The organism is Treponema sp. OMZ 840 (assembly GCF_050937815.1).
Taxonomy (GTDB): domain Bacteria; phylum Spirochaetota; class Spirochaetia; order Treponematales; family Treponemataceae; genus Treponema_C.
This window is the reverse complement of the sequence record NZ_JACDIJ010000014.1, coordinates 13,339-36,950: the sequence shown is the minus strand read 5'-3', so window position 1 is coordinate 36,950 and position 23,612 is coordinate 13,339. Positions and strand designations below refer to the sequence as shown.

Below are 23,612 nucleotides of genomic sequence, written 5' to 3'. Positions count from 1 at the left end.
TACAAAAAGTTCCTTTTCAATAATTCGGACCGAAAGAAATCTGCGTCAATTTACCTTCGGAAAAAATTAAATATAATAAATGTCCGCCTGTCGCCCGATAAAAATAATCCGTATTGCCGTCAGCCATAGGACCGTAGCCGGCAGGCTCTCCCAACACCGCACGTACTTCATCTTCACTCATACCCGGTGTTATACCTAAAAACGGCATAGCCGGTTTTTTCGGATAAAACAAAAGGTACTCATGATCCTGTTTAGGAGAACTGTTGATTCGTATCGACACGCAATCATCCTTATATGTATATTGATATATGCCGTTTCCTATCTTTTTAAAGGTGACAGTCCCTTCTTGTGCCGTACTGTACTGAAGCAAGCGCGTAAGCATGGAAAGCTTATACTGTGATTTTTCAAAACCGACTTCCCGACCCGGTAATTCGCTTTTTTCCGGTGCTTGCAAAACTGCACTGTCCGAAACTTCGCTTTGATTCACAGTGCTTTGTGTATTCGGCTCTGCTGTTTTATCACAGCCGGCGAAAAAAAACATCCCGAACACACATACCGCCAATAAGCATTTCACCCTAATACCTCCTTTTTACCAAACGGGTTCTATAACTTGTAAAAGTTGTTCATAGGAATTTATCACTTTTTTATCGGGAGGTACGGATGCAACTCCGCTATTTTTTCCTGTGCTTTTAAACAGATGTCACTCCTTTTATCGATAAAAACAGCTCTGTTTTTTTAAGGAGTTAAACAAAAAAGAAGTGTACGAAACAATAAAACAGATGTTTTATTCAATCGATACTTCCATTCTATACCCCGTTTTTACCCCTTGTCAAGGAAAAAGCGCGGCATAAACGGCGGTTAAAGTACCGCATCCGTTACGGCTTTTGCGGTGTCAGATATCTAAATTATTTTTAGGGAGGATAGACGAGAATGAGGAGCGTATGACATCTCCAAAATTCATACAGAAACAGTTTTTAACTCCGGCATGATAGCAGACTGTAAATAAAAGGGACTGTCCTAAAGCATTTGCCACAAGACAGCCCCTCGTTCAACAAACCGATATCCGGATATCAGCCTTCAATCAATTTGGCCAAATTTTCGGCGGTGTAACCGAAGTGTTCGGCTACCTTTGCGCCCGGAGCCGATTCGCCGAAAGTTGTTAAGCAAAACAAATCTTTTTCACTGGAAGCAAAACCTTCCCAGCCCATCGGACTTGCAGCTTCGGCAACGATACGGCGCGGGCTTTTACCCGTAATCGCTTCTTTTATTTCTTTAGGCTGGCGGCGGAACAATTCGCGGTCTATAACCGAAACAACACGAACCTTTTTACCCTTAACAAGCTCCGCAGCCTTAAGCGCAAGAGAAACTTCCGAACCGGTTGCAAGCACGGTTACATCGGGTTTTGCACTGCCTTTTTTTACGATATAGGCCCCGCACAGCATCGTATTGCGCCAATCCGGATCATCTTTTGTGTATACGGGAAGATTTTGTCTGCTCAAAGCAATACAAACGGGGGTTTCTTTTGAGGCGACTGCCATTTTCCACGCTTCGGCCGTTTCTTCGGCATCACCGGGGCGCAGTACCTGCACGTTCGGAATAACGCGCAAAGAAGAAAGGGTTTCTATGGGCTGGTGGGTCGGGCCGTCTTCGCCGACAAAGATTGAATCGTGGGTTAATACATGGATAACGTTTTTGCGCATTAAAGCGGACAAGCGCAAAGCGGGGCGAAGGTAGTCGGCAAACACCAAAAAGGTTGCGCAAAAGGGAATAAGGCCGCCGTGAAGTGCAATACCGTTCGATATAGCCGCCATTGCAAACTCGCGTATCCCGTAGTGAATATAGCGCCCGGAGCGCGAAGAAGGCGAATAAGCTTGAGTGTCGGCCAACTTTGTACAGTTGGGTCCCTGCAAGTCCGCAGAGCCTCCGACAATGTTCGTATACACCTTGCTTAAATCAAGCAGGGCGGCACCGGATGCATTGCGCGTAGCAAGAGAATCGCCGGCTTTATAAGCGGTCATTGAAGGCTTTTTAGCGGGTTTGCCTGCAAAAAAGCGCTTCCATTCTTTTGCAAGTTCCGGATTTTCTTCGGCCCACTCAGTGAAGACCGCCTTCCATTCGGCTTCTTTTTTCGCCCAGTTTTCACGCTTCGATTCAAAATAATCGTAAGCTTCCGGCACAACGTAAAATTCCTTATCGAGGGGAAGGCCCAGCTCTTTTTTTGCAGCCGCAATACCCTCCGCTCCCAGCGGTGCTCCGTGAGCCTTTGCGCTTCCCGCAACCGTAGGAGCGCCCTTTCCGATAACCGAATCCAAAATAATAAGCGAGGGGCGCTCGTCGCGTTTTGCTTCGGCAACCAAACGCACAATGTTTTCCATATCGTACATCGAACCGGACAAAACCTGCCAGCCGTAAGCTTCATAGCGCTTGGCAACATCCTCGGCAAAAACCGTATCGGTTCCGCCGTCAATAGTTATTTTGTTTTTATCGTAAAAGGCGATCAGTTTTCCCAGCTTCATACTGCCGGCAAAACTCGAAGCTTCGGACGAAACGCCTTCCATAAGACAGCCTTCGCCGACCAGCGTATAGGTATAATGGTCTACCACCTTGTGTTTAGCCGTATTGAATTTTGCCGCCAAAATGCTTTCGGCCAGCGCCATACCCACAGCCATCGCAATACCCTGCCCTAAGGGGCCGGTTGTCGCTTCAACGCCGTCGGTAACACCGTACTCCGGATGCCCTGCACACACCGAACCGAGCTGGCGGAATTTTTTTATATCGTTTAATTTAACTTTATAGCCGCTTAAATGCAAAACGGCATAGTCGAGCATGGAGCCGTGACCCGCCGATAAAATAAAACGGTCGCGATCGGCCCAGCGCGAATCGGCCGGGTTATGCTTCATAATTTCGCCGTACAACACGGCGGCAAGTTCGGCACAACCCAAGGGCAAACCGGGGTGTCCCGAATTAGCTTTTTGGATTGCATCCATCGCAAGGCTGCGCACGGAAAGAGCGGCAGCTTCGAGCGCTTTTACATTCATCATTTAATTCTCCTTATTATAACAAAAACTGTTTAAAACGACTTTACCGTTTTTACTTTATAATCGAAAAAGCATCCTTTTTTTTACTATGCATAACGGCAATCAAAACTTCTTCTATATCTTCAAAACTGCCGACCATACCCTCCAACGATACGGAAGCCGAAACGATATCGGAATCCGTCAAATTTTCCTGGTATACAATAACTTCTATAAGCCTGCCGGTATGGGCGAATAATTGAGATAAAATAACCAAATCCTGCTGGGGAAAAGCATCCACGCTTAGGCCGCATGAATCGAGCTCACACATAAGTTTTACAAGGGCGGAGTACAACTCCAAGGCAGAACGGCGTACCTCTGCTTTGGTAAAATCGGTAAACCTGTTATACGTTTCGGAAAGTATAGCATATCTGGATTCAAGATGCAACAAAAAGGTTTTTACTTGCCACTCGTCCAAAACACAGGTTTCGGGAACAATTCGTTTATACACATTTTTTACGGTTTTGTCTTTTCGATACAAAGAATCAAAGATATAGGCATCAAGCATAAACTCCGGTATGGGAATACCTATTTCCGCAAATAAGGTATCGGAAAAATCGAATTCCGCCTGCATGTGCCCCTTCCACAAAGGCGAAGCATACACTTCTTCCCCTTTTTTCCATAACCGTGTTTCAACTCCGTATTCGGCAAAATCGATACTTTCGGTTTGCGCAAGATATTCTTCTATAGAACCGCAGTCCGGCCGGCATAAAAGCCCCGTATTTCCCAAATACGCAAAAGCAAGCTGCTCTTCAATACTTCCGCACGGACCGTATGTACGTATTGCCGTTTGCAAACACGAATCCATACAGCGGTACCAAAACCGGCGCCTCTCGTCATCGGGGGTCGATTCAAACCGATGAGAACGTTTTTGTTTTAGGGGAACAATTTCTATAAGCCCTTTATGCCAATCCGCAACACGTGCAAGCAGCCGATCGTCCGAAGAAAAATCCCAGCGCTCGTAGTACGGCTGCATATCGCACACGGTCATATTGATGCGATTCGGAATTTCATAATCGTTTCCGGCAAAATCGCGCTGCTCGTTTCCCGGATCAAGGGCAAGATATTGGGGGACATACTCCTCCCCGAATAAACGGTACATATCCAAAACATCGTCGGAAAAAACTTCCATACATTTTTTCGATATGGCGTACTTTCCGCTAAAAAATTGTAGCTCGTGCGGCAGCATTTCAGGATCCGCAAAGGGCATGCACCGATGTCCTATAACCAAAATTCCTTCTCTAAGCTCAAAGGCCGACGGTTTTATACTAAAGTATGCAGCGGTAAAAAGACCTGCGCGGCTTACATATTCGTTTCCGCTCAACTCGAATACCAAAGGGTGCATATCAAGATAATCGGGTATTTCGCGCGCCGGCACACGAATCCCTTGCTGCAACAAATAACGCTGCAAAAATTTGGGAGTAAAAGCGGCGGTATGCATCCGCAAAAAAGCATTTATAGCTTCATGCGGAAAATCTCCTTTAAACATAGCAATATTATATCATAAAAATCAAAAAAGGTGAAACTTTGTGTACTAAAAGCCTCAAAATTCACGTTAAAAAAACAAAGTGTGTCAAAACAATACTATCAAAAAGAGTTCTTTTGACACATCGCCGGAGAAAAAACCGTATTTTATTGTATTATAATGAAATAGAATAGTATCAAAAGTTGGCACGCTTATTGCTTTATAATAAGTGATGCATAAAACGGCACAGCCGGCATGCACCGAATATTACTTTTAATGCAGGAGGCATACAATGAATACCCTATCTTTTTTTAATCCGAGATTTACATCCGATTTATTCGATGTAATCGACCGCAACTTTTCCGGCACGCAAAGCGCTTCAAAGTGCAGCCTGCCGCGCGTAGACGTCCGCGAAACCGAAGCCGAATACTTGCTCGATATGGAACTTCCCGGCTCAACCGACAAAGACGTCGAAATCAATTTGAAAGACCGCATCCTTTCTATCAGCTCCGCCAAAGAGCAAAAAAAAGAAGAAAAGGTTGACGGCGAATGGCTTATCAAAGAGCGCGTTTCCAGCGGCTTTTCGCGAAGCTTTACGCTGCCCGAAGATATCGACAGCGAAAAAGTGTGCGCAGGATTTAAAAACGGCCTGTTAACGGTACGCATCCCGCGCAGAGCCCAAGTCAAACCCCGCACGATTGCCATAACCGCAGGTTAAAAAACCCGGTAAAGGCGTAAGGCTGTCCGAAAACTGAAATATTCGGACAGCCTTTTTTATTTTAGTGCGATGTTTACAATTAAGTCACCCCGATAAAAAACTTAATTGTAAACTCGTCGGGTAGTCTAAAAAGGAATCTTCTTTTTAGACTACCCGGCTCCCCTGCCTTCAAAAGCGTTCGGAATCGTAAAAACGCAATCGGATTTCAGCTATCCCGAACAAGCTTTTCCGGCACCCCCTCGCCCCGGCAAAAAAGAAGATGCCCCGGAAACGACCAAGGCGGTGTGCGAACTTTTAACTGGCCTTCCCTACGGAAGATAGGGGGAATTAACAAATGGGATAGAGCCGAGGCATTTTATCTTATAGCAAAAGATGTGCTTCTTCCTTTAGATACTGTACAATAAAGGTTGCAATTTTAAGGACATTATAAGCAACTGAGAAGCAAATAAGAATCAGCTTGTCGGCAATCTAAATAGTAATATTTATTCATATCTAGTGTTATTTTTTGATATTTCATCTTAAAATAGCACTAGAAAATGAAAATTATGCCATTTGAAGCAAATGGCGAGCAAATAAGAATTATGCCCATGAAGGAACATATTTCATATAACGTTGTGAAGTCTCTGCATCAAAAGGTTTAATAAAGCCTTTTGAAACCGCGTCTTTTATTAATCGTGAAATTTGGGCAGAAGCTGTATCTTCCAATCCAAAACGCTGCCTCAAAGAACTGTTTGTAAGCCCTTCATGAGTAAGATATTTTATACATGCATGAAGATAACATGACCAGAGTTTTTCTTCATGAGGTATATTTGCAAATGCCAATTTTGCAAATAATATAACTTTTGTATTTTCCTCGTAAAGCATGATTTTTGGAGCAGGTAAATGATTTAATTCACATTCTAAAGCAATCCTATCCCAACCTGATCCCAGTTCCTCACACATTTTTAAACGGCGCATCAATGAAGAAAGAGCTTCATTTCTTGATTTTGGAGGATTATCAATAAAGCGGTTAATATCAACCAATGGGGTTCCCGGGTTTGTAACTTCAATTCGTGACCGGAAAATCTCAACTAAGGGGCTTGAACCGGAAACTGTAAAATCCTGATGAATCAAAGCATTCGCAATAATTTCACGGAGAGCAATCATAGGATATTTTGTTACTGTTTTGCGTACCGTTTCTGTGATAACTTCTTGCGAAGGCAAAAGTCCTCCCAAAAAATCTAAAAGCCCCTCAAAACCTACGGCATAACCTTTTGTTCCATTATATTCCTTTAGCATTTTTAGTTTTGTATCATCCTCATATTGGACAATACGAATTGCTTTTCTTGCAACTGTAGGAAAATCCGAGATTTTCTTTGCAAATAGAATTGCCCCGAGATTCGTGATTGTGAAAAGTCCGTTATCTTGTTTTATGACAATTTCGTCTTCCAAAACATAATGGAGCATCCCTTCCTGATTTGAAGGTAAAGTAATATTCTGCAAATCAAAATAACAGGCAAAATCCAATAGTTTAAAGACCTCAACCTTTTGTAAATCTGTTTTTGCAGCAAGTTTTTCAAAGTTTGTAAGACGCAGTTTATCCCAAAGCCGAACTTCCATTGCAGGATAATCTCGCAAAGGTTTTGTGTATGAGCCTATTCTAATAAAAGGTTCTTTTTTGAATGTTACAGGCTGTCCGGACGCTTTTTGAATAATAAGCACAACAATCTTTTTACCGTTTATTTCCGTGTCAAAAAAAATCAAAGTCTGCATTTTTAGAAACAGCATTTTTGAGCCAGCTTTCAATTTCTTGACCATGAACCCGTTTTGAAAACCTATTATAATTTGTACCTACAATATCATGGTTTTCATTGTTAATTCCCCAAATCATGTAAGCTTTGTTTTTACCTCGATAAGCAGCAGAATTTGCCAACGCGCTTATATCGGAACCAATCATCTGCGGATCAAAATTGTTATGTTTTAATTCAAGCCATTCCGTTTCTGTTGGCAGAGAAATCAGTTCTTTTATTAACAGGTTTAGGTTTTGCATTTTTCTGTTTAAAATATTATAACCTGCTTTTCCGTATAAAACAAGATTGAGAGGAAAAACATAAAAAAAACGGGATCACACGATACCATGAAAAACCTAGAATTTTTTCAATTAACCGCAGAAAGCTGTGCCAGCCACGTTTTAAGGGCAAAGGCGGCGGACGGAAAAGCAAGGGGAATTGCGTCAACCGATTCGGCGTCAAAAACGGGGAAAAGCTTGTAGCCCGTTATTTCTTCGCCGTCTTGTGCCGAAAGCTTTTTGTAGAGGCTGCCGCCTTCGGCAAGGTTTATGCGGGCTTCAAAAAAAAGGTCGCATGTTTTATACACGATGTTTTTATATTCGTAAGTGTTGGGAGCGCTGCAAATATAGCGGAGGGAAAGCGGCATCAATCCCGTTTCTTCGCGGCACTCGCGTATGCACGCCTCTTCGGCAGTTTCGCCGGGGTCGCAAAAACCGCCGGGCAGGGCGTAAAATCCCTTGCGCGGTTCTTTGCCGCGTTTTATGCACAGCACACAGGTTTTATCTTTTTCGCGGACGCTTATAATCAGTCCTACCGCCGAAGCCGTGTTGTTGTAAAGCGTAAAACCGCAGGAAGGGCAGCGCCATTTACGCCCGTCTATATATGCAATTTCAGCTGAAGCGCAGTGCGGGCAAAAGTCGAATCGGTTTACGGCATTCATAACACTAGTATAACGATAAAAAAAAGATTATACTAGGGCTATGGATATTTCATTACACAACGTATTGTTTGCATTCGGCTTGACCCTGTTTGCAGGCCTTTCAACCGGTATCGGAAGTCTTTTGGGCTTTATGTCCAAAAAGTTCAATCCGAAGTTTTTAGCCGGAGCGCTCGGTTTTTCGGCGGGGGTGATGATTTATGTTTCCTTTGTCGAAATTTTCTTAAAAGCACGCGATTCTTTGGAAGGGGTATTGGGCGCAAAAGGCGGCTATGTCGGCACGGTTATAGCCTTTTTTGCAGGTGTTGCCCTTATCGCAATTATAGATAAGGTGATTCCCGATGCCGAAAACCCCCACGAAATGAAAATCGTCAAAACATACAGCGAGGGCGCTCACTGTAAAATATCCGAGCGCCAAACCGAAGAATCCAAGCGCCTTATGCGTATGGGTATTTTTTCGGCGCTGGCGATTGCAATTCACAACTTCCCCGAAGGATTGGCAACCTTTATGAGCGGTTTAACCGATCCCGCCTTGGGTATCAGCATTGCGGCGGCAATCGCGATTCACAATATTCCCGAAGGTTTGGCGGTGTCGGCACCCATTTATTACGCAACCAAAAACCGCAAAAAAGCCTTTTGGCTTTCGTTTGCATCGGGATTGTCCGAACCGGTCGGGGCCTTGTTGGGCTTTTTTATTCTGCGCCCCTTTTTTAACGACTTAACCTTCGGCTTGGTATTCGCGGCCGTTGCGGGTATTATGGTCTACATTTCAATCGATGAACTGCTTCCGACCGCAGAAGAATACGGCGAACACCACATCGCTATCGGCGGCCTTATTGCCGGTATGATTGTGATGGCGGTGAGTTTGCTTTTGTTCGCTTAAGTGCGTACAGCACCGCCTAAGCGCGAGTGACACCTCTTAAAAATAGCGGGCGTCGAGTGTTTCGCCGAAAGCTTCGGCACGGCGCAGGGTTTGGCTTATAAGCGGAACAAACAGGGGCAGCATTGAGCGCAGGCGGCTGAAAGGCCGCTTACGTTTTTTTGTGCCCCGCCCCGATTTTTTTAAGCTGCTGCGGCCGGCGGTTTTTAGACCGCGGCGCTCATCACTATTAAGACCGCCCCGTATAAGCTGGGTTTTGATGATTTGAGATGCGGTATCGGCTAAAATCGGCAAAAAACGGAATACGAGCACAAAGGTAAAAGAAAGATACTTTGTTTTTATGCCGAGCTTATCCAGGGGCACAAGCAGTTTTTTAAATCCTTCAAGCAGTTCTCCGCTTTCGCACGAATACATAAAGCCCGTCAATAAAGGAAGGGCGGCTGCCGCGTGTAAAATCGTTGCAGCCGAAAGGCGCAGTTTTGACGGTGTAAGGCTTATGCCTTTAAACGCAGCATATACCGCTTCACCTTCCGCGGCGGGAAAAAAAATGCACTGAAACAGGGCAAACAGTATAAGCCAGGGAACAAACTTTAAAAAGAGGCCGCCGAGCCGTAAAAGCGAAAAACGGGCAATGCGGGCATAGATAAGGGCTATAAGCGTACAAACCGCCAAAGCCCCTATATGTTGTATACACAGGGAAGCGATAAATAGGCTTAAAAAAAGAAGAATTTTTGCAGGAGGCGGCAGTTTGTGAAGCGGGCTTGAAACCTTTGTGTACAAGCCCGACGAGGTACGCCGTAAACCGTCAAGCAGGGAAGTGTCCGCTTCCTCTACGGGCTGCAGCCCTTTATCCTGAGCGGAGTTTTTTTCTGCGGAAGAACCGGCAGTGCCCGAAGAACGAGGGGCAGCCGAAGAACGGACGCCCGCAGAAGAACGGACGGCAGACGCAAAGCCTTCCTTTTTCACGCGCCCGATATCTATGCGGCGCTCGGCAAAGGCGGCTTCGTCCATACGGTGGGTTGAAAATACCACCGCCTTACCCGATTCGGCAAGAGCGGCTAAGATATTCATCACTTGAAGCCGCGACTTGGGGTCAAGACCTGCGGTCGGCTCGTCAAAAAGATACACCTCGCTTTCAAGGGCGATGATACCCGCAAGGGCAAGTTTACGTTTTTCGCCGCCGGAAAGCGTGTGAATCCTGCGGTCGGCAAAGTCTTTAAAAGGAAGACCGCACATGTTCATCGCCTCTTGTACCCGGCCGCGCAATGTTTCGCCGGAAAGTCCCCGGTTTTGCGGGCCGAATGCAGCATCGTCGGCGGCAAATTCTTCGAATAAAGCGCTTTCGCTTAACTGAAGGGCCAGCACCGGCCTTCCCCTTGCATCTATGTTTCCGCCGTCGGGCTTTAGAAGCCCGCAGGCAAGCTCAAACAGGGTCGATTTACCCGAACCCGAAGGCCCCGTAATTGCGGTAAGTTCTCCCGCGCGGATATCGAGCGAAAAGTTTTTAAACACTGCCGAAAAATCGGCCGACAAATCGGCAGCCGCTTTCCCTGCCGATGAATCTGCCGCCTTCGATGTCCTATCCGAAGCCGATTTAGTGTTCGCGGTATACGAAAAATCGACGGAAGAAAAGCGCAGAGCACAGGGGGCGTTTCCCTTTTTTTGCGCACCCGAAACATTTTCGCGCACAAGGGGCGGAAACAGCGTTTTAATAAAGTTCCGTTTACGTTTCAGTTCGGCAACGCTGCCGTCGAAACTCAGCACACCGTCGTCCAGCACGATAATGCGCTCGGCCCTCAACGCTTCATCGAGGTCGTGCGTAACGTGAATCAGAGTAAGTCCTTCTTTATGCCGTTCGTCCAAAAAATCGAGGACGGTTTCGCGCATGGAAGGATCGGTCATCGCCAAAGCCTCATCCAAAATCATCAGTTCGGGATGCATGGCCGCAATTCCGGCAAGCACCAGTTTTTGTTTTTGCCCCTGAGAAAGCGAGGCGGTTTTTTCAAAACGGGAATCAAAGAGGCCGACAAGGCTTAAACTTTCAAAACAGCGTTTTTCTATTACAGGCTTATCCAAGCCCAGATTTTCAGGGCCGAATGCCGTATCGGCGGCCGCGGTTTCTCCGATAATTTGGTTTTGCACGTTTTGAAACACAATGCCTGTAGGTACGGTTAAGGGCGGCACGCTTACACGCGGCTCGTTTTGAAGCGGCGGACTTTCAGCCGATGCGGTATACAATTCAATCCTGCCGGATGTGCAGGGCAAAAAGCCTGCAATAAGGCGGGCAAGCGTACTTTTTCCCGAACCGTTTGCGCCCAAAACGGCAATGTATTCGCCCCGTTCAACCGTAAACGATACGTCTTTTAAAGCGTGAATGCTGCGGTCGGGGTATATAAAACTTACATGTTCGGCGCGCAAATGAATCATAATCCAAGTATACACATTTTAGCTCTTTAGTGCTATAATTTCCTTATGGCTACACCTCATAACAGCGCCTCAAAAGGCGACATTGCACCCTCGGTGCTTTTACCCGGCGACCCCTTACGCGCACAATACGTTGCCGAGCACTATTTCGACAATCCGCGCCAAGTAACCGCCGTGCGCAACGTACTCGGCTTTACAGGAACATTTCGGGGAAAACCCGTGAGCGTTATGGCTTCGGGTATGGGCGGCCCCTCGGCGGGCATTTACGCATACGAACTGTATTCGTCTTACGGGGCCGAACGTATTATACGAATCGGAACCGCAGGCGGATTGCAGCCCTTTTTACAGGTCGGCGATTTGGTTTTTGCGATAAGCGCTTCCACCGACTCCAACTACGCGTATCAATTCAGGCTTCCGGGAACCTTTAATCCCTGTGCCGACTTCGAACTTTTACAAAAAGCCGCAGCGGCAGCCGAAAGCAAGGGGTTCCGCTATCATGCAGGACAGATTTTTTCGTCGGATATGTTTTCGGACTACAACGCAATCGGAGCGGTCGAGTCATGGCAGGGCTGGGCGGCGATGGGCGCTCTTGCTCAGGATATGGAAACCTACGCCCTCTACTGTACGGCGGCGCGCTTGGGCAAAAAAGCTTTGTCGATTTTAACGCACACCGATTCCTGCGTAACCGGAAAAGGACTTGCCGATTCGGAGCGCATGAGCGCCCTCGAACCGATGTTTGAAACCGCTCTTGAGTGTATATGAGGAGAAAATAAATCATTTATCCGCTCCGGCACAAGCATAAAAGAGTTGCTCACCGCCGCAGACGTAGAAGCAAGCAGAATAGACAAAAAAAATTAATTGAATAACAGCTGTAAAACAATGCGTATTCACAGTACCGGAGCAATCAGAACAATTGAAGAAAATTTAAAGGAGGCGGTATGCCGCAAATAACCAAGGGCGGAAAGTTTATTTTCGGAAAATCGCTGATAAAACAAGACGGAACGGTTCAGATTCCTACTCAGGCGGTGGAAGAATACAACATCACCGCCGATACAAAAATATACCTTTTTACGGGAAGCAAAAAAACCGGCGGCTTTTGTATCACCCGAAAAGGCTTGCTTGAGCCTTCAACACTCGGACACATTTTAACCGATAACCCGAGTTTGCAAAACTACACTTGCGACTGCGGTGAGTTTATCAAATACAAAGGGCGTTTCTACTGTTGGCTCGATATATCCGAAACCGGAATTATTCATTTAACAAAAGAGGTGATGGACTTTCTTGACATCAAACCCGGTATGTACCTGCTTGCTATCCGCAGCAGCAATATTGCATTTACGATGGGTGCAAAGGGGCCGTTAATTGAGAAGGCTCATAACTACAAAGGGGTTATTCCGGAATTTTAAAGGTTGTCAATGCAACTTGGAAAATCATTATTACCTTATTTATAATATAAAACAAATAACATATTGACACCATATATAACACCACTTATAATATTGTTGTGAGTCAATGGGACAAACTGCTTAAAAAGATAAAATCTCTTGATAACAATATGCGTTTTTCAGAACTTGCAAAAGTATTAGAAAATTATGGATATATAATGACTGTTCCGCGCTCAGGCGCAGCCATTATACTTTTAGAAAGAAGGGCTTGAATCCGATTACGATTCCGAAACATGAACCGATAAAAACAGCTTATGTTCGAATAGTAAGGGATATTGTAGAAGTCGAAGAAAATAATTCACAAGAGGAATCGAAATGAAAACATTGGAAGAATACATGAAGCTCCCGTATAAGTTGGAAATTATTCCTGATAAAGAAGATAACGGGTTTGTCGCTTATTATCCGGAACTTCCCGGTTGTATAACCTGCGGTTCATCTCTTAGTGCTGTTGCGGCAAATGCGGAAGATGCTAAAAGGGAATGGCTTTTTGCGGCTATTAAAGACGGAGTTCCGATAAATGAACCTGATGACACAGCTTCTTATTCCGGACAGTTTAAACTGCGATTACCCAAAACACTTCATAGAACTCTTGCAGAAAATTCCAAAAAAGAAGGGATAAGCATGAATCAGTATTGTGTTTACCTGCTTTCTAAAAATTCTGCAGAGCATCACGTTTCTACCTATTCAAAATAGAGTGTAAGACACCAACGCAGAGAAAAAATCAGAAATGAAAAGACTTAATAAGACAAATATATTGATACCCGTTCTCGGTTTTCTTTTAGGTTTTATCACCTTTATTATCTGGAATAAGATAGAATTTAAAAATGAAAATCCTATAAAAATATATATCGATTCATATGTATATTTGTTTTATGTAATCAGATTTCTTACATTTAATCAGCGAGCATTCATTTTACTTATAGTTCCTTTTATAACAATTGTATCAGTTATTATGAATGTATTAAAAAAATCAAAAATCGCTGTAGTTATGAATTGTATATGTTTTTTCCTATTTCAAATAAATCAGTTTATCATTTATTTAAACCTTCGATATTTATAGGAATTCTAAAATGTGATAGTATTAAAAGCCGGATAAATAAAGTAACGAACTATTATGAATAACATGCACATCATTATATGGTCTTTTCCCTTACTCTTTATACTTCACGATTTTGAAGAAATTATTTTCATTAAATATTGGATTCAAAAAAACGAAAACTATCTGCAAGCAATAGCACCGTCAAGATTTATACCTGTTATTAATCACATGAAAAAAATCTCAACGGCGGCATTTGCATTCGGCGTTGCGGAAGAATATATACTTATTCTGATTATCTGTATTATTTCTTTTTTGACTAATCGGTATTATCTATGGCTCGGATGTTTTATCGCCTTTGTTTTACATATGATTGTTCATATTTTTCAGGCACTATTTATAAAAAGATATATTCCTTCATTGGCTACAAGCTTAATATGTACCCCAATATCCATAGCGATATTGGTAAATATATGGAAGCAATTTATCTTTTCAAGAATAATTTTTTATTCAATATTGAGCTGCATTATAATGATAGGAAATCTCGTTTTCATACATTGGTTAATGGGAAAATTAGAGGATAAGTTTAGCTGATAACATAATCGGTGAAAATCCGTAAGAATTTATTTAATCTAATCCGAAATATATGTATTCAGAATTAGAACCACTCTTTTATAAACTTATAGAATCCTTTCAAAAATTCCCCCTCTTCCTCAAAATATTTTCCCAAAACCTCTTGCCTTGAACCTAACTGCAAGGTTTATATTATTAAAAGGTTTTTATAGGAGGCATGATAAACAGCTCGGCAGAAATTCTGCCTCACTGTTTATCGTTATTGTATGCGGTTTGTAAACAAACCGCTTGAAAAAACTTTTTTCAGGATTTAATAATCCTTGCAAAAAGTTTTTATAGGAGGTTTTAATATGAATAAAATTCACATGGGTGTTTTTTTAATCGGTACGGCGGTTTTGGCACACTGCAATCTTTTTGCAAAAGAGCACATCGGGATAAAAAAATTAGCTTCATCTCTTTCCGCCCCTGTCGGAATGGCTTTTGACAGCAAGGGCTATTTGTACATTGCAAACTGGAGTGCAGGGCGAATTGACCGCTACCGCTCGGGAAAAATTGAAACGGTTATAAAAGATATTCCTTCTCCTTCCGGTCTTGCAATCGACACCAAGGACGCTTTATACATAGCAACCTACAGCGGGGGTGTAATCTACAAAGTGCAAAACGGTAAAAAAAGCACTTTTATTTCAGGGCTCAGTGTTGTTGCCGGTATAACCTTTGATGATAACGGCAACTTGCTTGTTGCGGAGCGGGGAAAAAGCAGAGTTCTTTCCGTATCGCCGGAAGGAAAAATCTCGGTACTTGCCGATAAGGGCTTGAGCACTCCGGTTGCGGCTATTCAGGCGGGCAAAGACCGCTATGTCATTAACGACATCACCGGAACAATCTACCTCTACCAAGCAAAAAATGCCGAGCTCACCGTTTTGAGTAAAACGCTGAATGCGCCCGCAGCGGGACTCATTCCCGATCCGTTTCAGCCTGATTCCGTTTTGACCGTCGATTACGGCGGCAAGGGGCTCTACCGCATTTCGCTTACGGACGGAAAAACCGAACAGCTTACCGATAAACCTATTTCTCCCGTCGGACTCATCGCCGCAGCCGATTCAAAAGAACTGTACATCGCAGCGTGGGGAGATAATTCGCTCTATAAAATTACCTTTGAAGGGAACAGCCATGACGATTAAAGAATTTGCCTCTAAACTCGGCGTAAGCGATTCGGCACTCCGCTATTATGAAAGAATAGGCGTGTTAAAACCCATTCGCAGAAGAAAAAACGGGTATCGGGAATTTACGGAGACGGATATCGCTTGGATGGAATTTGTATTTCGCTTAAAAGCAACCGGTATGCCCATAGCGCAGATAGCCGAGTTTGCCGAACTTCGTGAAAAGGGAGAGAGCACCGCACCCGAGCGGCTTAAAATGCTCCAAGAACACGAAAAGCGCCTTTTAGCGGAACTTGAAACCAAAACCCGCGGCTTAGCAAAAATCCGTGAAAAAATCGAATACTATAAAAAATTAACTCTAAAGAGGTAAAAAGATGAAAAAATACGTAGTTATCACCGGTGCAAGTTCAGGTATCGGATACGAAGCGGCAAAGCGGTTTGCGCAGCGCGGGAAAAACATCATTGCCGTTGCACGCACTAAAGAGAAACTTGAAGAGCTGAAAACCGAAATTGCCGGAGCCGGCAATGCTTCGGCGGAGATCATTATTAAGATGTACGACCTTACCGAAAAAGAAAATATCTATGCCCTATACAATTCGGTAAAGGAGCTGGATATCGAAACATGGATCAACAATGCAGGCTTCGGCGATTATTGCAGCGTGGAAAATCAAAACCTTGCAAAACTGGAAGATATGTTGAAGCTCAATGTAGAAGCGGTTGCGCTTTTTTCGGCTTTGTATGTGCGGGATTTTGCAAATAAAGAAAATACGCAGCTTATCAACGTGTCGTCCGTCGGCGGGTATACGATTGTCCCGTCTGCGGTTAGCTATTGCGCAACGAAATTTTTTGCCGCCTCCTTTACCGAAGGCTTAAGCCGCGAATTGAGCGCAGCGGGCGCGAAAATGCAGGCAAAGGTTTTTGCCCCCGCCGCCACAAAAACAAACTTCGGCAATATCGCCAATGACATCACAGACTACGATTATGACAAAGCATTCGGAACCTACCACTCGTGCGCTCAGGCGGTAGATTTTCTTATGCAGTTGTACGACAGCGACAAACCGCTCGGCATAGTAAACAGAGAAACCTTTGAGTTCAGCCTATCCGATTACCGTTTTCCCTATGTCCAAAAACCGCAGACTTTGCAAAGGGTGTAGGATTGATGGGGTTTAATGCGTAATTATGAAAAACATTTAAACGGTGTTAGACCTTATTAAAACTAAATTTAATTCTTCAATTTGTTCAAAAGCTTTATCTGCTAAAAAATCAGTTCCGCTCATTCCGCATTTTTTCTGAATTTTCAATCCATCTTGATGAAAACTGTACTGAACCGAAATATTTTGATAAACAGGATATTTTTACTACAAAACATTTTCCCATCCTCTTGACTTTTTTCTTATCTTAGATAACATTGTTAGCATATAATGCTATCATAAATGCTTTTATATAAGGAGGTGTTGTATGAACACATTTTTGGAACTCGCCAAAAGCAGACATTCGGTGAGGAGTTATGAAAGGAGAGCTGTTGAGACGGAAAAGCTCAACAGTATTTTGGAAGCGGGGCGTATTGCTCCTACGGCGGCAAATATGCAGCCCTGCCGTTTTCTTGTTTTAAATGACGAGGCGGCAATGAGTAAGCTGCAAAAAGCATGTACTCCGCACGGGGCACCGCTTGCCATTGTGGTATGTGCCGACAAAAAAGCGGTGTGGGTTCGCCCCTTTGATAAGGCGAGCATGACAGATATTGATGCGAGTATCGCTGCCGGCCACATGATGATGTGCGCTCAAGACATGGGGCTTTCAAGCTGCTGGATTACTTATTTTAAGCCCGATGTAGTGCGTGCCGAATTCAATATCCCCGATGATTTGATTCCGGTAAACATTTTGGTTATCGGTTACGGAAAAGAAGCGACAAAATCGCCTGACCGCTATGACGATGAGCGGAATCCGATGGACATGATAGTTCAATACTCATCATTTTAGAAAAACAAGATGATAGATGTTGAACTCGGTCCTATAAGACCGCCGTCCGAACATCAAAGCCTCTTGTTGCGTTTGACAAGAGGCTGTTCTTGGAACAGATGTTTTTTTTGCGGACTGTATAAGGGGATGCGCTTTTCGGTGCGTTCTACCGAAGAGGTTATAGGCGATATAAAAAAATATGCCGCTTATTACGGGGAGCGCGCAAGTTTTTTTAAATCCTGCTTTTTGCAGGACGGAGATGCCTTTAATATTCCGGCAAAGGATTTGCTTTCGATATTGCATACACTTAAAAAGTATTTTCCGGCACTGCAAGCGGTTACTACCTATGCCCGTTGCGACAGCATTTTGAAAAAGACCGAAACCGAATTACAAGCTCTTTGTGAGGTGGGCTTAAATCACTTGTACCGAGGAATTGAAACGGGCTCGGACACGATATTACAAAAAATCAACAAGGGGATAACCGCAGAGCAAATTGTAAAATCGGGCTTGGCGGCTAAGAAAGCCGGCATGACATTATCGGAATTTACCTTGCTCGGAATCGGAGGTAAATCTCTTTCCGAAGAAAATGCAATCGAAACGGCAAAATAATAGGCCGTTAAAAACTTCAGTTTTTAACGGATTTCTTTAGTTAAAATTGCGATGTTTAAAATTAAGGCAGCGTAATACAAAGGCTTAATTTTAAACTCGTCGGGCAACTGAAAAAATCTAATCGAGTTTTTTCAGTTGCCCAGCAATCAATGCAGTTAATCCCGAATTTATCCGCGTACATCACACGGCATTTAAACCGAATACAAAATTGGGGCGGGATGTCGAAAAGTTTCCTTAAAATTCATCAACCGAGAACTTTATCAAAAGTTGAGGTTGATGAATTCCGTGCTTTCGTAACACAAGTGAGAAAGCACAGTAAATAATTTGAGTTTTGCGTCAAAAATTTCAAAAGGCAAAACTCAAATTAAAATGAGCGGTGATATTTTAGACGCTCATTTTAAGCCTTTGTTCGATTTGCAATCGGAAGAGGAAATGGTTTGTGAGCAAAGGGTAAGTCAAAAACTTTGTTAAATTTTTGACTTACCCGACGAGTTTTTAATAAGTTTTTATATATAAATTACTTATTAAAAACATCGCAAATTAAATTTAAGGAAGACCTCTAAAAACTGAAGTTTTTAGAGGTCTTTAATAGCTTTTTATCGAGCAGCTTACCGATATTACAAGTTATTATGTGAATGAGCATATTGTAAACTTACTATTGGAAGTTGTCAAAGAATTGACATCCTTGTCAATTCTTTGACGCGAGTTTCGGCAAAGCCGAAACATCGCTTCTTTTTAGTTCCACCGCCATCCATGGCGGTTCTGAATTGACATCTTTTAGTACCTTTCGATGAGTGCGGAAGATAAACTTAATTTTGCCGTCGGAAGAAGATTGGGATATTACTATTACCTCAAAGATATGCAAAACGAAGCCGAAAACACCGCTGTTACAAAGTACATAAAAGAAAACCATAATACCGACTTTGCCTTATTTTGTAATGAGTGCAGAGCCAAGATGATATAGAAAAAGGGAATTGGAAAAATATTTAAATGATGACAGGTTTTATTAAAACTAAATTTAATTCTTTAATTTGTTCAAAAGCTTTATCTGCTGTAATCAACGGAATTTGATTTACTATTGCCGTTGCTGCAATAATTGCATCCGGTAATTTTGTTTTATAGTGTTTACGGATTTCAATAGTTTTTTCTTTGACTTCTTTTGTTAATTGTAGCTCTGAACATTCAGATAAAAAAGCTTTTATATTATTTTGTTCTTGATGACTTATTCCTGAAAACGACAAAAGTTCTTATCAAATAAGCAATCGAGTAATTTATCAAAATTAGGAGATTGCTTATTTGCTACACTTTCGCAAGGCGAAGCCTGAGAAAGTGCCGTCAATGAAACAAGTTTTGCCGCATGACAAAACTTGAAGTGTTTTTAGCCGACAGTATTGTGTCGGCTAAAATAAACATTCCATTTCCGAAATTATTGAAAATCCGATTTTTTTGGAAATATAAGGTTTCATACAGGGATTACCGGCAAGCAGATAAATTAAAGCATTTGTATCAGCTAAAAAATCAGTTCCACTCACTCCGCATTTCCTTCTGTATTTTCAATGCATCTTGATGAAATTTTAGTGAACCGAAATATTTTGATAAATCCGTATGTTTTTCTTTTTCGGCTGATTGATTATATCTATAAAGAATATATTGGACATAATTCTGTATATCGGCAAGGCATTCTTGCGGAACCGTTTTTATTTGTTCAACTAATGTTTCATAAACCATATATTTCTCCCTAATTAAGTATATCAAAGGAAGTTTCTTCAAACTACATTATTATATCATTTATTGCCGAATATTTCTACTACTACAAAGTCCCTCCATCCTCTTGACTTTTTTCCTGTTTTAGATAACAATGCCAGCATACAATGTTATCTAAAAATCATGAGGGGGAATAAAAAGAATCAAGATATGAAAACACGGTTATTGACACAAGACTTGAGGGGGCTGCTTGTTAAGCTTGCGGTTCCCGGAATAGTCGGTATGGTTGTTATCGGGCTGTACCCGTTTATGGACGGGGTATTTGCCGGAAGGATTATCGGCGATTATGCGATGTCTGCAATCAGTATCTCGATGTCGCTGACGCTGATAAACGGGGCGGTGTCTGCACTGCTCGGGGTCGGAAGTGCGTCCATTTTGTCGCGGGCAATCGGCAAAGGTGATACGGAAACGGTAGATAAAATTTTCGGCAATGTGTGTTATTGGGTGCTGCTTTTTTCGGCAGTGATTACGGCGGCGGGTGTGCTTGCCGCTCCGTACTTTTTGGAAATGGTGGGAGCAAAAGGAGCGATTAAAGATTTCGGCGTGCGGTATTTGCGGATTGTATTTTTAGGTTCGGTGTTCGTAAACTTTGCTCAAGCCGGAAACATGACCATGCGAGGTGAAGGTGCTTTAAAACAATCTATGTTCATTATGGGAGCGGGGGCATTGCTCAATATTGTGCTGGATCCGATTTTTATGCTTCTTATGGGAGACTATGCTATTGAGGGAGCTGCGATTGCTACGGTAATCTCGCAAATTGTGCAGGCGGTTTTAACCCTGCACTATTTTGCGAAAAAAAGCCCCTTTGTCAAAATACACAAAATTAAAAAGTACAAAGAAATATACCGTGAAATGTTCGGTATCGGAAGTTCGGCAATGCTTATGCAGCTTTTGTTTGCGGTGCAGCAAACGGTTTTGTTCAAGCAGGCGTTTACCTCAGGCGGCGATAACTGGGGGATTTTGATGTCTGCCACAATGCGCCTTTATATGTTTTCGTTTATTCCGCTTTGGGGTATGAGTCAGGGCTTACAGCCGGTTATCGGGGCGAACTACGGAGCAGGGCAGTACGGCAGAGTGCGCGAAACGATGAAACTTTTTATGTACGGCGCAACTTTTCTTGCAGCTCTCTCGTGGGTGCCTGCAATGCTTTTTTCAGAAAGCCTCCTATCAATCTTCAATGTGCGCCCCGAAATTATTGTAGCAGGCAGTATCAATTTCAAACTGTTTTATTCCACATTTATTTTATACGGAATTATGATTATGACGCTTACCTTTTTTCAATCAATAGGAGATGCCAAAAAAGCCGGAGCGATTGTCCTATTACGCCAACTCATTCTCTTTGTGCCTGCAATGCTGATTTTACCTCATATCTTCGGAAGCCTTGCCGTCTGGTGGGCGGAACCTGCCGTTGATTTTACAATGATACTTATCGGTCTTATCATGCAGCAGAGGGTGTTGAGGAGGTTGTGATTTTAGTTAATTAGGAATGCTTAATGAGGAATTGGGGCGGTTTTACGGTCTTCGGTTACAATATTTTTCCTTTATTGCATTTATAGATTATTCTGAAAATGAAAATATAAAATGTGGGAGTGCCTAGTTGGATAAAGTGGGTAATTGAGGTATAATCGCAAGTAAGGAATCAGCTCATTAAAGCTATATACACCGGTGTTACTAGGAGAGAATATGGCAATTCCAACATATGAAGAGTGCATGTTACCATTAATGAAAATAGCAGAAGACGGCAAAGAACATTTATTTAAAGAAACGATTGATACATTAATAACCCGGTTCAATTTAACTGATGAAGAAAAACAACAATTATTGCCCAGCGGTTCTGCATTTGTAATCAATAATAGAATTGGATGGGCAAGAACATATTTAACAAAGGCCGGGTTATTGCTAAAAACAAGAAGAGGCTATTTTCAGATATCGGAAGAAGGAAAAGAATTTTTAAAAAGAAACCCTAATTTTATAAATACTAAAATGTTGAGTGATTATGATTCATTTAATGAATTTCAGTCTATAAAAGAAAAAGATACCTCCGGTTATGACAAAAAAATAAATAAAGAGGAACAAAATATAACACCGCATGAACTACTTGAAAGCGGTTATTTAAGTATAAAAAATGAATTATCAAGTGAACTACTGTCTATGATTAAAAATATTTCTTCGTCAAGATTTGAAAAATTAGTCGTTGATTTATTGGTAAAAATGGGGTACGGGGGTTCAATAAAAGAAGCGGCTACAGTTGTTGGAAAATCAGGTGATGAAGGAATTGACGGCATAATTAAAGAAGATAAATTAGGACTTGATGTTATTTATATTCAAGCAAAAAAATGGGAGGGAAATATCGGCCGTCCGGAAATACAAAAATTTGCAGGAGCTTTACTAGGTAAAAAAGCTAAAAAAGGCATATTTATTACCACTTCAAATTTTACAAATGAAGCAAGAGAATATGTTACCGATATTGATGCAAAAATAATACTGCTTGACGGTAGGCAGTTAACAGAATTAATGATAGAAAATGATCTTGGTGTGAGCACACAAGATATTTATACTATAAAACGAATTGATTCTGATTACTTTGAAGAAGATTAGTCCTACCTCATGCCTGCCGCCAACATTCTCCGTTTAAAAGAAATATCCAGAAGACCCAAAGAATCACTTGCAGCAATCGGCACGGACGATATTGCATTCATACAAGGCTGTCTTACTTCTGCCAATGATGAAATTATTTCTTATGCCTATTGGACGATTGGGCAGATAGGTATTGTAAACCCGAATGCGGTTGCTGCACTTATCGATCAGGCTTTTTCGGATTTGCAATCAGCTTCGGAAAAAGTACGCGAAAATGCTTTGTTTGCAATCGGACGGACGGGAAGGGCAAAAATCGGTATTGTTGTAAATAGAATTGATGAAATATTAAGTCTGCACACCGATACCGCACCGAGGGTACGTATGTCCATGATTTGGGCCTGCGAAAACATTGCCAATACTGATGCGGAACTTTTTAAAAATCATATCGGAATATTTGAAAAACTCTTGGATGATCCTGATGAAAAATATGTACGGCCTGAAGCACCCGAAATTTTTAGAGTCATCGGAAAGTACAAACCTGAAATAGTCGCACAGTCATTAGACAAATTAAAAGAAAAATTAAATGATACCTGTAAAACAATGCGCATTCACAGTGCCGGAGCCATCAGAATAATAGAAAAGAATTTAAAGGAGACGATATGCCGCAAATAACCAAGGACGGGAAATTTATTTTCGGAAAATCGCTGATGCGGCAAGACAGAACGGTTCAGCTTCCTACTCAGGCGATGGAAGAATACGACATTACCGCCGATACAAAAATATACCTTTTTACGGGAAGCAAAAAAACCGGCGGCTTTTGTATCACCCGAAAAGGCTTGCTCCTACCTTCAACACTTGGACATATTTTAACCGATAACCCAAACCTACAAAACTACACTTGCGGCTGCGGTGAGTTTATCAAATACAAAGGCCGTTTCTATTGTTGGCTCGATATATCCGAAACCGGAATTATTCATTTAAAAAAAGAGACGATGGATTTTCTTGACATCAAACCCGGCATGTACCTGCTTGCTATCCGCAGCAGCAACATTGCATTTACGATGGGTGCAAAGGGGCCGTTAATTGAGAAGGCTCATAACTATGAAGGAGTTATTCCGGAATTTTAAAGGTTGTCAATACAGCTTGGCAAATCATTGTTACCTTATTTAATATAAAACAAATACCATATTGACACCATATATAACACCACTTATAATATTGT

26 protein-coding genes are annotated in these 23,612 nt (G+C 42.4%); 17 read left to right on the top strand and 9 right to left on the bottom strand.

The window, feature by feature from the left end:
• Positions 1 to 16 precede the first annotated feature (16 nt).
• The 3 genes from bamE to H0R92_RS12585 all read right to left on the bottom strand — a co-directional run bounded on the left by bamE (position 17) and on the right by H0R92_RS12585 (position 4,563).
• A complete protein-coding gene (gene bamE, locus H0R92_RS12595; RefSeq protein WP_432965486.1) occupies positions 17 to 487 on the bottom strand; it encodes an outer membrane protein assembly factor BamE domain-containing protein in 471 nt (156 codons plus the stop codon).
• A 583-nt stretch (positions 488 to 1,070) separates the two neighbouring features.
• On the bottom strand, positions 1,071 to 3,038 hold the full coding sequence (tkt, locus tag H0R92_RS12590; RefSeq protein ID WP_432965507.1) for a transketolase: 1,968 nt from the start codon (positions 3,036 to 3,038) through the stop codon (positions 1,071 to 1,073).
• 52 nt (positions 3,039 to 3,090) lie between these two features.
• Positions 3,091 to 4,563, bottom strand: a complete 1,473-nt coding sequence (locus H0R92_RS12585; RefSeq protein WP_432965483.1) for a hypothetical protein — start codon at positions 4,561 to 4,563, stop codon at positions 3,091 to 3,093.
• A gap of 268 nt (positions 4,564 to 4,831) precedes the next feature.
• Here H0R92_RS12585 and H0R92_RS12580 point away from each other — a divergent pair, with 268 nt between their 5' ends.
• Positions 4,832 to 5,257: an Hsp20/alpha crystallin family protein gene (locus H0R92_RS12580; protein WP_432965480.1), complete on the top strand. Its 426-nt coding sequence runs from the start codon at positions 4,832 to 4,834 to the stop codon at positions 5,255 to 5,257.
• 579 nt (positions 5,258 to 5,836) lie between these two features.
• Here the strand turns inward: H0R92_RS12580 and H0R92_RS12575 are convergent.
• The 3 genes from H0R92_RS12575 to H0R92_RS12565 all read right to left on the bottom strand — a co-directional run bounded on the left by H0R92_RS12575 (position 5,837) and on the right by H0R92_RS12565 (position 7,966).
• A complete protein-coding gene (locus H0R92_RS12575) occupies positions 5,837 to 7,054 on the bottom strand; it encodes an ATP-binding protein (protein WP_432965477.1) in 1,218 nt (405 codons plus the stop codon).
• Positions 6,987 to 7,286 carry an AlbA family DNA-binding domain-containing protein gene (locus tag H0R92_RS12570; RefSeq protein WP_432965474.1) on the bottom strand — a complete coding sequence of 100 codons (300 nt, stop codon included), beginning with the start codon at positions 7,284 to 7,286 and terminating at the stop codon, positions 6,987 to 6,989. Before H0R92_RS12570 ends, H0R92_RS12575 begins: the two co-directional genes overlap by 68 nt.
• Before the next feature lie 107 nt (positions 7,287 to 7,393).
• A complete protein-coding gene (locus H0R92_RS12565) occupies positions 7,394 to 7,966 on the bottom strand; it encodes an NUDIX hydrolase (RefSeq protein WP_432965471.1) in 573 nt (190 codons plus the stop codon).
• Positions 7,967 to 8,006: 40 nt separating this feature from the next.
• Here H0R92_RS12565 and zupT point away from each other — a divergent pair, with 40 nt between their 5' ends.
• Positions 8,007 to 8,846, top strand: coding sequence for a zinc transporter ZupT (gene zupT, locus H0R92_RS12560; protein ID WP_428770604.1), 840 nt, complete (start codon positions 8,007 to 8,009; stop codon positions 8,844 to 8,846).
• A 36-nt stretch (positions 8,847 to 8,882) separates the two neighbouring features.
• Here the strand turns inward: zupT and H0R92_RS12555 are convergent, their stop codons facing one another.
• Positions 8,883 to 11,270, bottom strand: coding sequence for an ATP-binding cassette domain-containing protein (locus H0R92_RS12555; protein ID WP_432965467.1), 2,388 nt, complete (start codon positions 11,268 to 11,270; stop codon positions 8,883 to 8,885).
• 45 nt (positions 11,271 to 11,315) lie between these two features.
• On the opposite strand from H0R92_RS12555, the gene H0R92_RS12550 reads away from it, so the two are divergent.
• The 11 genes from H0R92_RS12550 (at position 11,316) to H0R92_RS12500 (ending at position 19,013) form a co-directional block, all read left to right on the top strand.
• Positions 11,316 to 12,029 (top strand): purine-nucleoside phosphorylase, encoded by a 714-nt coding sequence (locus tag H0R92_RS12550; protein WP_432965464.1) that lies wholly within the window; start codon positions 11,316 to 11,318, stop codon positions 12,027 to 12,029.
• A gap of 176 nt (positions 12,030 to 12,205) precedes the next feature.
• A complete protein-coding gene (locus H0R92_RS12545; protein ID WP_432965461.1) occupies positions 12,206 to 12,673 on the top strand; it encodes a hypothetical protein in 468 nt (155 codons plus the stop codon).
• A 98-nt stretch (positions 12,674 to 12,771) separates the two neighbouring features.
• Positions 12,772 to 12,924, top strand: coding sequence for a hypothetical protein (locus H0R92_RS12540; protein WP_432965458.1), 153 nt, complete (start codon positions 12,772 to 12,774; stop codon positions 12,922 to 12,924).
• A 103-nt stretch (positions 12,925 to 13,027) separates the two neighbouring features.
• Complete coding sequence (locus H0R92_RS12535) at positions 13,028 to 13,405, top strand: toxin-antitoxin system HicB family antitoxin (protein ID WP_432965455.1); 378 nt, start codon at positions 13,028 to 13,030, stop codon at positions 13,403 to 13,405.
• Positions 13,406 to 13,826: 421 nt separating this feature from the next.
• Positions 13,827 to 14,342 carry an HXXEE domain-containing protein gene (locus H0R92_RS12530; protein WP_432965452.1) on the top strand — a complete coding sequence of 172 codons (516 nt, stop codon included), beginning with the start codon at positions 13,827 to 13,829 and terminating at the stop codon, positions 14,340 to 14,342.
• Between the two features lie 329 nt (positions 14,343 to 14,671).
• Entirely contained in the window at positions 14,672 to 15,502 is an 831-nt protein-coding gene (locus H0R92_RS12525) for a Vgb family protein (RefSeq protein WP_432965449.1), read from the top strand.
• Complete coding sequence (locus tag H0R92_RS12520) at positions 15,492 to 15,851, top strand: MerR family transcriptional regulator (RefSeq protein WP_253692616.1); 360 nt, start codon at positions 15,492 to 15,494, stop codon at positions 15,849 to 15,851. The genes H0R92_RS12525 and H0R92_RS12520 overlap by 11 nt, the downstream gene beginning before the upstream one ends.
• Positions 15,852 to 15,855: 4 nt before the next feature.
• Positions 15,856 to 16,635 carry an SDR family NAD(P)-dependent oxidoreductase gene (locus tag H0R92_RS12515; protein WP_432965445.1) on the top strand — a complete coding sequence of 260 codons (780 nt, stop codon included), beginning with the start codon at positions 15,856 to 15,858 and terminating at the stop codon, positions 16,633 to 16,635.
• 304 nt (positions 16,636 to 16,939) lie between these two features.
• Positions 16,940 to 17,461 carry a nitroreductase family protein gene (locus H0R92_RS12510; protein WP_432965442.1) on the top strand — a complete coding sequence of 174 codons (522 nt, stop codon included), beginning with the start codon at positions 16,940 to 16,942 and terminating at the stop codon, positions 17,459 to 17,461.
• 9 nt (positions 17,462 to 17,470) lie between these two features.
• Positions 17,471 to 18,049 (top strand): radical SAM protein, encoded by a 579-nt coding sequence (locus tag H0R92_RS12505; RefSeq protein ID WP_432965439.1) that lies wholly within the window; start codon positions 17,471 to 17,473, stop codon positions 18,047 to 18,049.
• A 790-nt stretch (positions 18,050 to 18,839) separates the two neighbouring features.
• Positions 18,840 to 19,013: a hypothetical protein gene (locus H0R92_RS12500; protein ID WP_432965436.1), complete on the top strand. Its 174-nt coding sequence runs from the start codon at positions 18,840 to 18,842 to the stop codon at positions 19,011 to 19,013.
• Positions 19,014 to 19,035: 22 nt separating this feature from the next.
• Here the strand turns inward: H0R92_RS12500 and H0R92_RS12495 are convergent, their stop codons facing one another.
• Together H0R92_RS12495 and H0R92_RS12490 are read right to left on the bottom strand one after the other, a co-directional pair.
• A complete protein-coding gene (locus H0R92_RS12495) occupies positions 19,036 to 19,290 on the bottom strand; it encodes a PIN domain-containing protein (protein WP_432965433.1) in 255 nt (84 codons plus the stop codon).
• A gap of 277 nt (positions 19,291 to 19,567) precedes the next feature.
• Positions 19,568 to 19,777 carry a hypothetical protein gene (locus H0R92_RS12490; protein WP_432965430.1) on the bottom strand — a complete coding sequence of 70 codons (210 nt, stop codon included), beginning with the start codon at positions 19,775 to 19,777 and terminating at the stop codon, positions 19,568 to 19,570.
• A 186-nt stretch (positions 19,778 to 19,963) separates the two neighbouring features.
• Between H0R92_RS12490 and H0R92_RS12485 the strand changes: the two genes are divergently transcribed.
• The 4 genes from H0R92_RS12485 to H0R92_RS12470 all read left to right on the top strand — a co-directional run bounded on the left by H0R92_RS12485 (position 19,964) and on the right by H0R92_RS12470 (position 23,517).
• Entirely contained in the window at positions 19,964 to 21,283 is a 1,320-nt protein-coding gene (locus H0R92_RS12485; RefSeq protein ID WP_432965427.1) for an MATE family efflux transporter, read from the top strand.
• A gap of 213 nt (positions 21,284 to 21,496) precedes the next feature.
• The gene (locus tag H0R92_RS12480) at positions 21,497 to 22,411 is read left to right on the top strand and encodes a restriction endonuclease (RefSeq protein WP_432965424.1); all 915 of its coding nucleotides are present in this window, start codon (positions 21,497 to 21,499) and stop codon (positions 22,409 to 22,411) included.
• A gap of 9 nt (positions 22,412 to 22,420) precedes the next feature.
• Positions 22,421 to 23,062: a HEAT repeat domain-containing protein gene (locus H0R92_RS12475; protein WP_432965421.1), complete on the top strand. Its 642-nt coding sequence runs from the start codon at positions 22,421 to 22,423 to the stop codon at positions 23,060 to 23,062.
• Positions 23,050 to 23,517, top strand: a complete 468-nt coding sequence (locus H0R92_RS12470) for a hypothetical protein (protein ID WP_432965418.1) — start codon at positions 23,050 to 23,052, stop codon at positions 23,515 to 23,517. Before H0R92_RS12475 ends, H0R92_RS12470 begins: the two co-directional genes overlap by 13 nt.
• Positions 23,518 to 23,612: the final 95 nt, after the last annotated feature.